The 14,696-nt window shown below is 59.7% G+C and carries 11 protein-coding genes; all 11 read right to left on the reverse strand.

Going from position 1 to position 14,696, the window contains the following annotated elements:
* Nucleotides 1-58: 58 nt before the first annotated feature.
* The gene (gene rpoC, locus U3654_RS09720) at nucleotides 59-4,285 is read right to left on the reverse strand and encodes a DNA-directed RNA polymerase subunit beta' (protein ID WP_324755138.1); all 4,227 of its coding nucleotides are present in this window, start codon (nucleotides 4,283-4,285) and stop codon (nucleotides 59-61) included.
* 88 nt (nucleotides 4,286-4,373) lie between these two features.
* On the reverse strand, nucleotides 4,374-8,510 hold the full coding sequence (gene rpoB / locus U3654_RS09725; RefSeq protein ID WP_324755139.1) for a DNA-directed RNA polymerase subunit beta: 4,137 nt from the start codon (nucleotides 8,508-8,510) through the stop codon (nucleotides 4,374-4,376).
* Between the two features lie 314 nt (nucleotides 8,511-8,824).
* Nucleotides 8,825-9,202, reverse strand: coding sequence for a 50S ribosomal protein L7/L12 (rplL, locus tag U3654_RS09730; protein ID WP_324755140.1), 378 nt, complete (start codon nucleotides 9,200-9,202; stop codon nucleotides 8,825-8,827).
* A 71-nt stretch (nucleotides 9,203-9,273) separates the two neighbouring features.
* A complete protein-coding gene (gene rplJ / locus U3654_RS09735; RefSeq protein WP_324755141.1) occupies nucleotides 9,274-9,792 on the reverse strand; it encodes a 50S ribosomal protein L10 in 519 nt (172 codons plus the stop codon).
* A 403-nt stretch (nucleotides 9,793-10,195) separates the two neighbouring features.
* A complete protein-coding gene (gene rplA / locus U3654_RS09740) occupies nucleotides 10,196-10,894 on the reverse strand; it encodes a 50S ribosomal protein L1 (RefSeq protein WP_324755142.1) in 699 nt (232 codons plus the stop codon).
* Nucleotide 10,895: 1 nt separating this feature from the next.
* Entirely contained in the window at nucleotides 10,896-11,321 is a 426-nt protein-coding gene (gene rplK, locus U3654_RS09745) for a 50S ribosomal protein L11 (RefSeq protein WP_324755143.1), read from the reverse strand.
* 159 nt (nucleotides 11,322-11,480) lie between these two features.
* Nucleotides 11,481-12,011: a transcription termination/antitermination protein NusG gene (nusG, locus tag U3654_RS09750; RefSeq protein ID WP_324755144.1), complete on the reverse strand. Its 531-nt coding sequence runs from the start codon at nucleotides 12,009-12,011 to the stop codon at nucleotides 11,481-11,483.
* A 228-nt stretch (nucleotides 12,012-12,239) separates the two neighbouring features.
* Nucleotides 12,240-12,437, reverse strand: coding sequence for a preprotein translocase subunit SecE (gene secE, locus U3654_RS09755; RefSeq protein WP_324755145.1), 198 nt, complete (start codon nucleotides 12,435-12,437; stop codon nucleotides 12,240-12,242).
* A 133-nt stretch (nucleotides 12,438-12,570) separates the two neighbouring features.
* On the reverse strand, nucleotides 12,571-13,245 hold the full coding sequence (locus U3654_RS09760) for a hypothetical protein (RefSeq protein ID WP_324755146.1): 675 nt from the start codon (nucleotides 13,243-13,245) through the stop codon (nucleotides 12,571-12,573).
* 547 nt (nucleotides 13,246-13,792) lie between these two features.
* On the reverse strand, nucleotides 13,793-14,128 hold the full coding sequence (locus tag U3654_RS09765) for a hypothetical protein (protein ID WP_324755147.1): 336 nt from the start codon (nucleotides 14,126-14,128) through the stop codon (nucleotides 13,793-13,795).
* A 301-nt stretch (nucleotides 14,129-14,429) separates the two neighbouring features.
* A complete protein-coding gene (locus U3654_RS20495; protein WP_416384569.1) occupies nucleotides 14,430-14,639 on the reverse strand; it encodes a transposase in 210 nt (69 codons plus the stop codon).
* Between the last annotated feature and the right edge of the window lie 57 nt (nucleotides 14,640-14,696).

Genomic DNA, 14,696 nt, shown 5'->3' on the forward strand with positions numbered 1-14,696 from the left:
AAATGCGAAAAGGCCCCACATTGCTGCGGGGCCTCATCGTCTCAACTTGCGGCGAACATTACTCGCCCAAGGTCTCGGAAGCGACTGCCTCGCTGTCTGCTTCGTCGATGACCGGGGCAGCCAATGCGGCGGCCGCTTCGGCCTCCTCGCGGCGTGCTTCGATCACGACGTTATCGCGAGTCGCTGCGATCTTGCGCATCTCTTGGGTCGCGCCACCGGTGCCTGCCGGGATCAGGCGACCCACGATGACGTTCTCCTTGAGACCGACCAGCTTGTCCCGCTTGCCCTGAACCGACGCTTCGGTCAGGACGCGCGTTGTCTCTTGGAAGGACGCCGCCGAGATAAAGCTGCGCGTTTGCAAGCTTGCCTTGGTGATGCCCAAGAGGATCGGTTCGCCCTGAGCAGGACGCACGCCCTTGGCCAGCGCCTTTTCGTTGGCGGCGTCGAACTCGGCCTTGTCCACATGCTCGCCTTTCAGCAGGGTTGTCTGACCAGAGTCCTGGATCTCCCACTTTTGCAGCATCTGGCGCACGATGACTTCGATATGCTTGTCGTTGATCCGCACACCTTGCAGGCGATAGACGTCCTGCACTTCGTCGATCATGTAATCGGCCAGCGCTTCGACACCCATGATGCTCAGGATGTCATGCGGCGCGGGATTGCCGTCCATGATGTAGTCGCCCTTCTGGACAAAATCACCTTCCGCGACCGGGATGTGCTTGCCCTTGGGCACCATGTATTCGACCTTGTGATCCGGATCCTCGGAGGACTCGATCGAAATACGGCGCTTGTTTTTGTAGTCCTTGCCGTAGCGGACATAGCCGTCGATTTCCGCAATAATGGCGTGATCCTTGGGGCGACGCGCCTCAAAGAGTTCGGCCACACGCGGCAGACCACCGGTGATGTCCTTGGTCTTGGCGCCCTCGCGTGGAATACGCGCGACCACATCGCCCATCTTGACCTCGTCGCCTTCTTCGATGCTGAGGATTGCATCCACCGACATCGCATACGTGACGGGGTTGCCAGCATCGTTGCGCATAGGCTCGCCATCCTCGCCGACGATAAAGATCTCTGGCTTCAGCTCGTTGCCCTTGGGGGCCGCGCGCCAGTCCATCACGATCTTTTGCGTCATGCCGGTGGCATCGTCCGTCTCGTCGCGCAGGGCAACGCCCGTCACGAGGTCGACAAACTTGGCCGTACCGGATTTTTCGGCGATGATTGGCAGGGTGTAGGGGTCCCACTCGAACAGCTTTTCGCCGCGCGCGACCGTGCTACCCGCCTTGACGTGCAGCTTGGTGCCATAGCCGACCTTGTGGCTGGCCAATTCGACGTCGCCCTCACCGATGATGAGCAACTTCATGTTACGGCCCATGACCAGCGTGTCGCCCGAGGAATTCTCGAGCGTTTGCTCGCCCTCGAACACGATCTTGCCGCTCTGGCTAGCCTCGAGGAAGGACTGCTGACCACCCTGCGCAACGCCGCCGATGTGGAAGGTCCGCATCGTCAGCTGCGTACCGGGCTCACCGATGGACTGCGCGGCGATGATGCCGACAGCCTCGCCCTGGTTCACCATTGTGCCGCGGGCAAGGTCACGCCCATAGCACATGGCGCAGACGCCATCCTCGGCCTCGCAGGTCAGCGGGCTACGGATGCGCGCAGTCTGCACTGCCGCCGCCTCGACAGCGTCTGCTGTCAGTTCGTCGATCAGCTGGCCTTCGGCGACAAGCACCTCGTCGGTGCCGGGGCGCACGATGTCCTCGGCAGCAACACGACCCAACAGACGCTCGCCAATGGACGAGACGACCTCACCATCATTGACAGCGGCCTCTGTGGTGATCGCACGGCTGGTGCCGCAATCGACCTCGCGCACGATACAGTCCTGCGCCACGTCCACAAGGCGGCGGGTCAGGTAGCCCGAGTTCGCCGTCTTGAGCGCGGTATCAGACAGACCCTTACGGGCGCCGTGCGTCGAGTTGAAGTATTCAAGAACGGTCAGACCTTCCTTGAAGTTCGAGATGATCGGCGTCTCGATGATGTCGCCGTTCGGCTTGGCCATCAGGCCACGCATACCGCCCAGCTGTTTCATCTGCGTGACCGAGCCACGCGCACCCGAGTGGGCCATCATGTAGACCGAGTTCGGCTCCGCTTCGGCGCCATTCTTGTCGGTCTTGCTGGCCGAGATGGTGCTCATCATCGCTTCGGTGACCTGATCGTTACATTTCGACCAAGCATCGACCACCTTGTTATACTTTTCGCCCTGAGTGATCAGGCCGTCCATATATTGCTGCTCAAAGCCTTTGACCAGATCGCGGGTCTCGCCAACCAGATCCCACTTGTTTTCGGGAACGACCATGTCGTCCTTGCCAAACGAAATGCCCGCCTTGAACGCCTCGCGGAAGCCCATCGTCATGATCTGATCGCAGAAGATGACCGATTCCTTCTGACCGCAATAGCGGTAGACGGTGTCGATGACCTGCTGCACTTCCTTCTTGCGCAGAAGGCGGTTGATCAGGCTGAAAGGAGCCTTGGCGTTCTTGGGCAGAAGCGCTCCGAGGCGCACACGGCCCGGCGTTGTTTCGACCCGCTCGAAGACCTGATTGCCCTCGTCGTCGATCTGCGGAATGCGCGCGGTGATGCGCGCATGCAGATGTACATCGCCGCTGTCCAGCGCGTGCTGGACCTCGTCGATCGACGAAAACTTCATGCCTTCGCCCTTCATACCCGCACGCTCCAGCGTGGTGTAGTAAAGGCCAAGGATCATGTCCTGCGACGGCACAATGATCGGCGCGCCGTTGGCGGGCGACAGAACGTTATTCGTCGACATCATCAGAACGCGGCATTCCAGCTGCGCCTCGAGTGACAACGGCACGTGAACCGCCATCTGGTCGCCGTCAAAGTCGGCATTGAAGGCCGAGCAGACCAGCGGGTGCAGCTGGATCGCCTTGCCCTCGATCAGGATCGGCTCGAACGCCTGAATGCCCAAGCGGTGCAGCGTCGGTGCCCGGTTCAGCATCACGGGATGCTCGCGGATCACCTCATCCAGAATGTCCCAGACCTCGGGACGCTCTTTTTCAACCAGCTTCTTGGCCTGCTTGACGGTGGAGCTAAGCCCCTTGGCCTCAAGCCGCGAGTAGATAAACGGCTTGAACAGCTCCAGCGCCATCTTCTTCGGCAGACCGCATTGATGCAGTTTCAGTTCCGGGCCAGTCACAATAACCGAGCGGCCCGAGAAATCGACGCGCTTGCCCAGAAGGTTCTGGCGGAAGCGGCCCTGCTTGCCTTTCAGCATGTCGCTGAGTGATTTCAGCGGACGCTTGTTGGCACCGGTGATGACGCGGCCACGGCGGCCGTTGTCGAACAGAGCATCAACGGATTCCTGCAACATCCGCTTTTCGTTACGCACGATGATATCAGGCGCGCGCAGTTCGATCAGACGCTTGAGGCGGTTGTTCCGGTTGATAACCCGGCGATAAAGATCGTTCAGGTCGGACGTCGCGAAACGTCCGCCGTCCAGCGGCACCAGCGGGCGCAGCTCAGGCGGGATGACCGGAATAACGGTCATAACCATCCACTCGGGACGGTTGCCGGATTCCAGGAACGACTCGACCACTTTCAGGCGCTTGATGATCTTCTTAGGCTTCAGCTCACCAGTCGCCTCGGCCAGATCGGCGCGCAGGTTCTCGGCCTCGGACTCGAGGTCGATCTGGGCCAGCATGTCGCGGATCGCCTCGGCACCGATATTGGCGGTGAAGGCGTCGATGCCATAGGCATCCTGCGCGTCCATAAATTCCTCTTCGGACAGCATCTGGCCGTAAGTCAGGTCAGTCAGGCCCGGCTCGATCACGACGTAGTTTTCAAAATAGAGAACCCGCTCCAGATCGCGCAGCGTCATGTCCAGCATAAGACCGATGCGCGACGGCAGCGATTTCAGGAACCAGATATGTGCGCAGGGCGCAGCCAGCTCGATATGGCCCATCCGCTCGCGGCGGACCTTTTGCAGCGTGACTTCAACGCCGCATTTCTCGCAGACGACGCCGCGATACTTCATGCGCTTGTATTTGCCGCACAGGCATTCGTAGTCTTTGATCGGGCCAAAGATGCGCGCGCAGAACAGGCCGTCCCGCTCGGGCTTGAACGTGCGGTAGTTGATGGTCTCGGGCTTCTTGATCTCGCCGTAGGACCACGACAGGATACGCTCCGGCGACGCCAGCGACACTCTGATTTCATCAAAGGTCTGCGTCGGCGCGACAGGGTTGAACGGATTGTTTGTCAGTTCCTGGTTCATTTAGTTACCTCGAATTTTGGGTAGGCCGGAAAAGGAAGGCGCCCGGTTTTTCGCAAAAAACCGGGGCCAGAAAACTCTGGTGAATTTTCTATTCTTCCCCCTCCGAATCCAGGAGTTCCATGTTGAGGCCCAGACCCCGGACCTCCTTGACCAGCACGTTGAACGACTCCGGCACACCGGCCTCGAAGCTGTCCTCGCCCTTGACGATGCTCTCGTAGACCTTGGTGCGGCCTGCGACATCGTCCGACTTGACCGTCAGCATCTCTTGCAAGGTGTAGGCTGCGCCGTACGCTTCCAGCGCCCAGACCTCCATCTCGCCGAAACGCTGTCCGCCGAACTGTGCCTTGCCGCCCAGCGGCTGCTGGGTAACGAGGCTGTATGGCCCGGTCGAGCGTGCGTGGATCTTGTCGTCGACAAGGTGATGCAGCTTCAGCAGGTACTTCATGCCGACCGTGACGGGACGTGCAAACTGCTCGCCCGTGCGGCCGTCAAACAGGATCGACTGGCCCGACGTGTCGAACCCTGCACGGCTAAGCGCGTCGTTCACGTCCTGCTCCTTGGCACCGTCAAAGACCGGCGTCGCGATCGGAACACCGCCCGTCACGTTGCCAGCAGCCTCGACCAGCTGCGCCTCGTCCATGCCCTTGATGCCTTCTTCAAAGACATCATCGCCATAGGCCAGATGCATTGCCTCGCGCACCGGGGTCAGATCGCCATTGCGGCGATAGCCCTGAAGCGCGTCGTCGATTTTGATGCCAAAGCCGCGTGCGGCCCAGCCCATATGCGTCTCAAGGATCTGACCGACGTTCATCCGGCTGGGAACGCCCAGCGGATTAAGGCAGAAATCGACTGGCGTGCCATCCGCGAGGAATGGCATATCCTCCATCGGGACCACCTTGGAAATCACGCCTTTGTTGCCGTGACGACCGGCCATCTTGTCACCGGGCTGCAGCTTGCGCTTTACCGCGATGAAGACTTTGACCATCTTCATCACGCCGGGGGGCAGATCGTCGCCGCGGCGAACCTTTTCGACCTTGTCCTCAAAGCGCGCATCGAGGGCATGTTTCTGCGCCTCGTATTGCGCGTTGAGCGCCTCCATGATCTGCGCGTCGGCCTCTTCCTTCAGCGCCAGCTGCCACCACTGACCTTTGGTCAGCGTGCTCAGCAGTTCCTCGTTGATCTCGGAGTTCGACTTGACACCCTTGGGACCCTTGACAGCCGTTTTTCCAAGGATCATGTCGCCCAGACGGGAATAGATGTTGCGATCCAGGATCGCCAGCTCGTCGTCGCGGTCACGTGCAAGGCGCTCGACCTCTTCACGCTCGATCTGCAGCGCACGCTCGTCTTTTTCCACGCCGTGGCGGTTAAAGACGCGCACTTCGACAACCGTGCCGAAATCACCCGGCTTGACCCGCAAGGACGTGTCACGCACATCGCTGGCTTTTTCGCCAAAGATCGCGCGCAGCAGTTTTTCCTCAGGCGTCATGGGCGACTCGCCCTTGGGGGTGATCTTGCCCACAAGGATATCGCCCGGCTCCACGTCGGCGCCGATATAGACGATCCCGGCCTCGTCGAGGTTGCGAAGCGCCTCTTCTCCCACGTTGGGAATATCGCGGGTGATTTCCTCTGGCCCCAGCTTGGTATCACGCGCGGCGACCTCGAATTCCTCGATATGGATCGAGGTAAAGACGTCATCGCGGCTGATCCGCTCGGAAATCAGGATCGAGTCCTCATAGTTGTAGCCATTCCACGGCATGAAGGCGACGATGACATTCCGGCCAACGGCCAGTTCGCCCATGTCGGTCGCGGGGCCATCGGCGATGACCTCATGCTTGCCGACGGTGTCGCCCACCTTGACCAGCGGACGCTGGTTGATGCAGCTGTTCTGGTTCGAACGCTGGAACTTGCGCAGGCGGTAGATATCAACGCCGGGATCGCCCGGTTCCATATCCGCCGTGGCGCGCACAACGATACGCTGGGCGTCGACCTGGTCGATGATGCCAGCCCGTTTCGCCATGATAGCAGCACCAGAATCGCGGGCGACGACGCCCTCAATACCGGTGCCGACCAGCGGCGCCTCGGCCTTGATCAGCGGCAGAGCCTGACGCATCATGTTCGAGCCCATCAGAGCACGGTTCGCGTCATCGTTTTCAAGGAACGGAATGAGCGATGCGGCGACCGAGACCAACTGCTTGGGCGACACGTCGATCAGATCGACCTGCTCGTTCGGGGCCAGCATGTAGTCGCCGGACTGGCGCGTGCTGACCAGATCGTTCACGAAACGGCCCTTCTCATCCAGATTCGCGTTCGCCTGAGCGATGGTATGACGCTGCTCTTCGGTCGCGGACATGTATTGCACGTCATCGGTGACCTGTCCATCGACGACCTTGCGATAGGGCGTTTCGATAAAGCCGTATTTATTCACCCGCGCAAAAGTCGCGAGGCTGTTGATCAGACCAATGTTCGGCCCTTCGGGCGTTTCAATTGGACACATGCGACCATAGTGAGTGGGGTGCACGTCGCGCACCTCAAAGCCTGCACGCTCGCGTGTCAAACCGCCCGGTCCAAGCGCCGAGAGGCGACGCTTGTGCGTCACTTCGGACAGTGGGTTGGTCTGGTCCATGAACTGCGACAGTTGGCTGGAGCCAAAGAATTCGCGCACGGCAGCAGCGGCAGGTTTCGCGTTGATCAAATCCTGTGGCATTACGGTGTCGATCTCGACACTGCTCATCCGCTCTTTGATCGCACGCTCCATACGCAGCAGGCCAACACGATACTGGTTTTCCATCAGTTCACCAACCGAGCGAACGCGCCGGTTGCCGAGATGGTCGATATCGTCGATATCGCCCTTGCCATCACGCAATTCGACCAGCGCCTTGATGCAGGCGACGATATCTTCGCGGCGCAGCGTACGCTGGCTGTCGTCGGCATCGAGGTCCAGACGCATGTTCATCTTGACCCGGCCAACGGCGCTGAGGTCATATCGCTCGCTGTCAAAGAACAGCGTGTCGAACAGGGCCGATGCGGCCTCTTCGGTGGGCGGCTCGCCGGGGCGCATGACGCGGTAGATGTCCATCAGCGCGGTTTCGCGGCTGCGGTTCTTGTCCGCAGCCATCGTGTTGCGGATGTAGGGGCCTACATTGATGTTGTCGATGTCCAGAACCGGGATGTCGGTGACGCCCGCATCCAGCAGATCCTGAAGCGTGCCGCCGGTAATTTCACCCGCCTTGTCATACTCAAGCGTCAGTTCGTCGCCCGCTTCGACATAGATCGCGCCGGTTTCTTCGTTAATGATATCCTTGGCAGCGAATTTGCCGACGATATGTTCGAACGGGACCAGCAGATTGGTCACGTTGCCCTCGTCGATCAGCTGTTTGACGGCGCGAGGCGTCACCTTCTTGCCAGCCTCGGCGATGACTTCGCCAGTCTTGGCGTCGACCAGATCATAGGTCGGACGGGTGCCACGCACACGCTCGGGGAAGAACTTGGTGACCCAGCCCTTACCCTTCTTCAGCTTGAACTGGATGGTATCATAATAGGCATCCATGATGCCTTCCTGGTCCAGCCCCATGGAATAAAGAAGGGTGGTCACAGGCAGCTTGCGGCGACGGTCGATGCGCGCGAACACGATGTCCTTGGCGTCGAATTCAAAGTCCAACCACGAGCCACGATAAGGGATGATGCGGCAGGCGAACAGCAGCTTGCCCGAGCTGTGCGTCTTGCCCTTGTCATGATCAAAAAACACGCCGGGGCTACGGTGCATCTGGGAAACGATGACCCGCTCCGTGCCGTTGACGACGAATGTGCCGTTGGGCGTCATCAAAGGCATGTCGCCCATGAATACGTCCTGTTCCTTGATATCCTTGACCGATTTCGCGCCGGTATCCTCGTCGATATCAAACACGATCAGGCGCAAGGTGACCTTCAGCGGGGCGCTGTAGGTCATGTCACGCTGCATGCATTCTTCGACGTCGTATTTCGGCTTTTCCAGATCGTAGCTAACGAACTCGATGACGGAGGTCTCGTTAAAGTCCGAGATCGGGAAAACCGACTGGAACACGCCTTTGATCCCCTCGCCATCCGTCGGAACGGATTGCTCGCCGGAGCGCAGGAACAGGTCATACGAGGATTTCTGAACCTCGATGAGGTTCGGCATTTCGAGGACTTCGCGGATTTTACCGAAGTATTTGCGCAAACGCTTCTGGCCAAGGTAGGATTGAGCCATGTGTCTGGTCACCTTTCATTTTCTCAACGGTCGCGCGTGCTGTCGGGCCCCAGCCGCACGGCCATCAGAGAGAGCGGGGGTGCGATCCATTCATGGCCATCGTCCCAAAGACGGCCTCCCGATCACACGAACCTCGCCTGAGATAAGCCCCCTGCCCTGCGCCGCAACTGCACATGCCGGCATCGTGACCGGCGCGGCATATGGCGCATGAGGGCCTGTCCAAGACAGGTTCGGCTGGACCCGGAAACTCCGGATCCAGCCACATCTGAGGGGGTTAAGACAGAGGCAAAGCGCCCCGGCCCATGCCCCTGAAATTACTTGACTTCGACTTCGGCGCCAGCTGCTTCCAGCTTGGCTTTGACTTCGTCGGCTTCGTCCTTCGAGACTTGCTCTTTGACGGCTTTGCCGCCCGCTTCGACCAGCTCTTTGGCTTCTTTCAGGCCAAGACCGGTGATCGCGCGGACTTCCTTGATCACGTTGATCTTGGAGGCGCCAGCCGACTTCAGGATGACGTCGAATTCGGTCTGCTCTTCTGCAGCCTCGCCGCCGCCGCCTGCGGGACCGGCCATCATCACTGCGCCGCCTGCTGCGGGCTCGATGCCGTACTCGTCCTTCAGGATGGTTTTCAGTTCTTGTGCTTCGAGCAGCGTCAGACCAACGATCGACTCTGCCATTTTTTTCAGATCAGCCATTTTCTCGTGCTTTCCGTTTTAGATGTGTTCCAACGACAGGGCGGTATGCCCATGCCGGAATTTCAGTTGCGTCAGGCCGCTTCGGCCTTTTCCTCGATAGTCGTAAGGATGCTCGCGATGTTCGAAGCAGGTGCGCCAATTGCACCGGCAATATTCGAGGCTGGTGCGCCGATGCAGCTTGCGATCTGAGCGATAAGCTCGTCGCGCGAGGGCATCTTCGACACGGCTTCGACGCCGGCACGGTCCAGAGCATTCTCACCCATTGCGCCGCCGAGGATCTCAAACTTCTTGTTATCCTTGGCGAAACCCTCGGCTACCTTGGCGGCTGCCACGGGATCCTCGGAATAGGTCAGAACAGTCATGCCCGTCAGGAAGCCTGCAATAGATGCGCAGGGCTTGCCGTCGAGGGCGATCTTGGCGAGCTTGTTCTTGGCAACGCGCACGGATGCATCGGCCGCACGTGCGCGCGCCCTCAGATCCTGCATTTCCGCAACTGTCAGACCGGCGTAGTGGGCTACCACGACGACGCCAGAGCTTTCGAAGATCTGGCCGAGTTCGTCGACCACTTTCTCTTTCTGGGCTCTATCCACAGTTTCACTCCAATATTCGGGGAAAGTGTCCCCGGCTCAGTTCAGCCAGGCAGGGATGCCCGGCATTTGGTCCTGTAAACGGGGCATCGATAAAGCACCCAAGCACGCGCTCGGCTGATAATGTCAATTCCCGCCTCGAGCAGGATATTAAGGGCCAAGGCCCACCCACCGTCTTGGACGAAACGCGAAAAAGGCAGGGGACGCGAATCCCGTGCCCATCTCGCAGAGCAGCCTTTAAAGGGTTCCGGCGCGAATGCCAACCCCTACGAGGACAGTTGGCGCATCACCGGCGCTGATTCTTGCGAATTGCACAGCAAAATCCGGGCGGACGGCCACAACATCAGAACGAAAAAGAGCGAGCCGACCGGCCCGCTCCCTTTTATCATGTCGATCGCTCGTCCGATTACTCGGTCGCGCCATCAGCCACGGCGATCGTCACGCCCGGACCCATGGTCGAGGTCAGCGAGATGCGCTTCATGTAAGAGCCTTTGGCACCAGCCGGCTTGGCCTTCTGCACGGCATTGATAAAGGCGCGCACGTTCTCGACCAGCTTTTCCTGATCGAACGACGCCTTGCCGACACCTGCATGGACCACACCGGCCTTTTCGGCCTTGAACTGGACCTGACCACCCTTGGCGTCCTTGACGGCCTGAGCGACGTCCATCGTCACCGTGCCAATCTTGGGGTTCGGCATCAGGTTGCGCGGGCCCAGCACCTTGCCCAGACGTCCCACGACGGGCATCATGTCGGGCGTGGCAATGCAGCGATCAAAGTCGATCTTGCCGCCCTGAACGATCTCCATCAGGTCCTCGGCACCAACGATGTCGGCCCCAGCGGCCTCGGCCTCTTCGGCTTTGGCGCCGCGGGCAAATACAGCGACGCGAACCGTCTTGCCGGTGCCGTTGGGCAGGCCGACGACGCCGCGGACCATCTGGTCAGCGTGACGCGGATCGACGCCAAGATTGACGGCGATCTCGATGGTCTCATCGAATTTCGCCTTGGCGTTGCCCTTGACCAGAGCGACGGCGTCTTCGACGCTCAGATCTCTCTTGCCCTCAAAAGCTTCACGGGCGGCGCGGGTGCGTTTTCCAAGTTTTGCCATCTTACTTCACCTCGATGCCCATGGAGCGTGCGCTGCCGACGATGATCTTCATCGCGGCCTCGACGTCGTTTGCGTTCAGGTCTTTCCATTTGGCTTCCGCGATTTCGCGGACCTGCTTGACCGAGACAGAGCCAACCGTTTCGCGGCCCGGCGTCTTGCCGCCCGACTTCAGCTTGGCCGCCTTGATGAGATAGTAGGACGCCGGGGGCGTCTTGATTTCCATCTCAAAGGACTTGTCCTGATAATACGTGATCACAGTCGGGCAAGGTGCGCCCGGCTCAAGGTCCTGCGTCTTGGCGTTGAATGCCTTGCAGAATTCCATGATGTTGATGCCGCGTTGACCCAGTGCGGGGCCGACGGGCGGGCTGGGATTGGCTTGCCCGGCTTTCACCTGCAGCTTCATCTTTCCGGCTAGTTTTTTGGCCATGTGGCCTCTCCTTCATTTTCAACAGACCTCGGGGCGCGCCCTTCGGCCTTCTTCGTTGCCGTGGTCCGGTCTGGGCGCCGCGGCCCCCTCGCCTTCCACATGATGCCCGGATTTACCGGGCCGCACCGCACAACGTGCAGCACGTTTCAGCAGGTCACCCTATTGCTTGGAAACCTGCGTGAATTCCAGCTCGACCGGGGTTTCCCGGCCAAAGATCGACACCGACACCTTGAGGCGCTGGTGATCCTCGTCGACATTTTCGACCGATCCGTCGAAGCCCTCGAACGGGCCGTCGTTGACCTTGACCTTCTCGCCGATCTCGAAATGGATCAGGGTGCGCGGGCTTTCCTCGCCTTCCTGAACGCGGCCAAGGATGGCCTGCACTTCGGCATCGCGCATTGGCATCGGGCGCCCCTGCGGGCCCAGAAAACCAGTGACGCGGTTAATCGAGTTGATCATGTGATATCCCTTGTCGGACATCTCCATGCGCACAAGAACGTAACCAGGCATAAAGCGGCGCTCGGCCGTCACCTTCTTGCCGCGGCGCACCTCGATGACCTCTTCGGTCGGGACCAATACCTCGTCGATATCATCTTCGAGGCCATTCTCGACGACCGAGGTTCTGATCTGCTCGGCGATCTTCTTCTCGAAATTCGACAGAACGCTCACCGAATACCACCGCTTTGCCATGCTGAGCTTGTCTCCGTCTCGTCCGGCGCGATGGCCGGAATTACCTTGTGTGCCCGGACATAACGCGGATCGCGCAGCCGGACGTTTGCAAAACAAAATCGGCGCGGGGCTCGAATCGCCGCGCGCCACATTGCAGAATTATCGTGGCAACTACCCGGCATCGCCTATGGAATCAAGGGGCTGTGACCAGATTGCGCGACACAGGCGCCAAGCGACTGATCCGCACCGTCAGCCGACGAGGGTGAAAACGCCCTGCAACCCGCTGCGAATGCCCAGATCGACCAGCGCAAAGAACACGGCGGTCAGCGCGGCCATGATAAAGACCATGATCGTGGTCAGCAGCACCTCGCGGCGGGTCGGCCAGACGACCTTGCTGATTTCCGAGCGGACCTGCTGAACGAACTGAAGCGGATTGGTGCGTGCCATGCGCTGCCTTCTTTACTGACCTCGGCCCCAGCGATTGAGAGCCTTTGAGCCGCGACATACGCGGCAAGCCGGGCAAATTCAAGGGTGCAAAGCCCGTCGCCGCCAAGGCCGGCGTCCCTGCGCGGCCGCAAGCCTAGACGCCGCGCGCCTCGGCGCGAAGCCGCTCGAACGGATCGGGCGCGCCGGCATCCTCGTGCGGCAACAGGGCCTCGCGGCTGAAATCGGGCATATAGAGGCCGATCGTCCAACGTTCAGGCAGGCGATCGAGAACGCCGTCCATGCGCGTCGCAAAGCGGTCCATGCGCCTGCGCAGCCTCTCCGCACGGTCAGGCCAGCGCGCATTCGTCCAGTGAAAGGCGCGGGTCAGTGCGTTTGCCACGCCGTCGCTGCCCAGCGCAATCACGCAGCCAAGAGGTAGCACGATAGCAGCTACCAGCGCGGCAGGCAGCAGCCAGGGCCACGCCCACATCGCGCCCAGCGCCGCAAACGGGAGCGTTCGACGACACAGCCATAGCACGCGTTGCGCGGTTATACGCGGATTCCGGCCCGTGAGATCCTCGACCTGAGGCGGCGGAGGGTTGTGCTGCGCCGCCACGGCATCAAGGCGCGCGGCTGCAGCGCTGTCCTCAAGAGCCGAGCGGCGGGCATTGCGGCCCGAATGACCCGACAACTCCTCTTGGCTCGCGATAGCCGGAAGCGCCGCGCGCGCGACGACCTGGCGCTCCTCAAACAGGGTTCTTGCGATAACCTTGTCTACTTCGGCCTCGGTCAGTACGACCTTCTGCGATCGCAGCGGAGTCAGACGCATACCCGACCTAAGCGCATGCGAATACAAGCACGTCGTCGTCAATTCATCAGAAAATGCCATACCAACATCACCCCTTTACCGCGCCCCCACGCGAATCCGACTCCTCGCCACAGGGGGCGCAAGCCGAATGGGTGTGGGATACGGCGCGAATCGGGCGAAAATGTGGCAAACGTGGCGAATTAATGTTGAAATCACCGAAATGAGGTGAGGATGGGGCGCCGGAAAAAAAGAAGTTTGCTTTCGGCGAGGATATTTACCGCCACAAGTCGCAATTAAGGCGCGGAAAGACGACAGCACCAAAGGGGGCGGCCGGCGCGCCATACATCGATGCCGAATGGCCATATGCTTGCGCACCTGACTGGTTCGGCGCGACAGCCACCCAATATAACTATGTAATATTATATTCTTAAGAGCATACCTCTCTCAATTGCCACCATAAGCATGCACACGGGAAGCATATGCATACACACCCGTGCCAAAAGAAAAGGCCCGCCAAATGGCGGGCCCATATAATCGGCCTTGCAGTCTGTTTACGCCCCCGTTTACGTCATGAAATCGAGGATCTTGGTGGCACCGAAAACCTCACCAAATCCGGTGCCGTGAACGGAGAGAACTTTTGGGGCATCCCAGTTTCCGAGGCAAATTCTTCGACGAAATCATCCACGGCAATCTGCGCCCTGCCCGTCACCCGACACCTGATCAGCGCGTCGATCACGAGTTCGATGACAAGGCCCCATCGATGGGCACAGGTGTGATCAAGCCGCGTCAGAAAATCTGGCGTTGAAAGCTCGTCGATATCGACATTGTCTTCGTCCGCGAAAGCAAACCGGGGGCTGTTAAGCAGCTGCACGTCCCGCTTGAAATTGATCTCCTCAAAATGCACCGGACGCGGAAGGTTCGAAAGCTGCTCCTAGGGCTGAACAAACTTTGTCAAATCTGGCACACTGGAAAGAAACAGCATCAGGCGCCAGCGGGGATGTTTCATCATGGATTTAAGGTTGTCGAGAAAATATCGGTTCGACTTGGCGGCTTCCACGAATACGTGTTGGCCTTCATCATAATGAACTCCGATGGCCCCCTTTCCGAAAGCTCCTTCACGCCAGTATAAAGGTCGCGGCCAATGAGCTTTGACGGTCAACTGTCGATGACAGATCAGCGCGTCATCGCATGCAGTCGCAAGAGCCTTAATGATATCGCGCCAGACCCCGCGCTGACCCCCATCGGACATAACTGTTGTAGACGGTCGTATGACGGTCGTAGCACTCCGGCAGGTTCCACCATGGCGCAGCGGTACGCTGAATGTAGAAAATGCCATTCGGATTGGTTCGGTCGTCGCGCCGGGCCACGCTCTTGTTTCGGCAGATGGCGCTCGATCGCTGCCCATTCCGCGTCACTCAGATCAAATCTCGCCATGTCACATCTGTGTTCAACAGGTGAATCACGCCAAAGCC

Source organism: Roseovarius sp. Pro17 (assembly GCF_035599575.1).
In the GTDB taxonomy this organism is placed as follows: Bacteria; Pseudomonadota; Alphaproteobacteria; order Rhodobacterales; family Rhodobacteraceae; genus Roseovarius.

Excerpts from the sequence above, each read along its gene's own strand:
- rplL (WP_324755140.1), bottom strand. The coding sequence starts at position 9,202 with ATGGCTGATCTGAAAAAAATGGCAGAGTCGATCGTTGGTCTGACGCTG.
- rpoB (WP_324755139.1), bottom strand. The coding sequence starts at position 8,510 with ATGGCTCAATCCTACCTTGGCCAGAAGCGTTTGCGCAAATACTTCGGT.
- nusG (WP_324755144.1), bottom strand. The coding sequence starts at position 12,011 with ATGGCAAAGCGGTGGTATTCGGTGAGCGTTCTGTCGAATTTCGAGAAG.
- rpoC (WP_324755138.1), bottom strand. The coding sequence starts at position 4,285 with ATGAACCAGGAACTGACAAACAATCCGTTCAACCCTGTCGCGCCGACG.
- rplK (WP_324755143.1), bottom strand. The coding sequence starts at position 11,321 with ATGGCCAAAAAACTAGCCGGAAAGATGAAGCTGCAGGTGAAAGCCGGG.
- U3654_RS09760 (WP_324755146.1), bottom strand. The coding sequence starts at position 13,245 with ATGCGTCTGACTCCGCTGCGATCGCAGAAGGTCGTACTGACCGAGGCC.
- secE (WP_324755145.1), bottom strand. The coding sequence starts at position 12,437 with ATGGCACGCACCAATCCGCTTCAGTTCGTTCAGCAGGTCCGCTCGGAA.
- rplA (WP_324755142.1), bottom strand. The coding sequence starts at position 10,894 with ATGGCAAAACTTGGAAAACGCACCCGCGCCGCCCGTGAAGCTTTTGAG.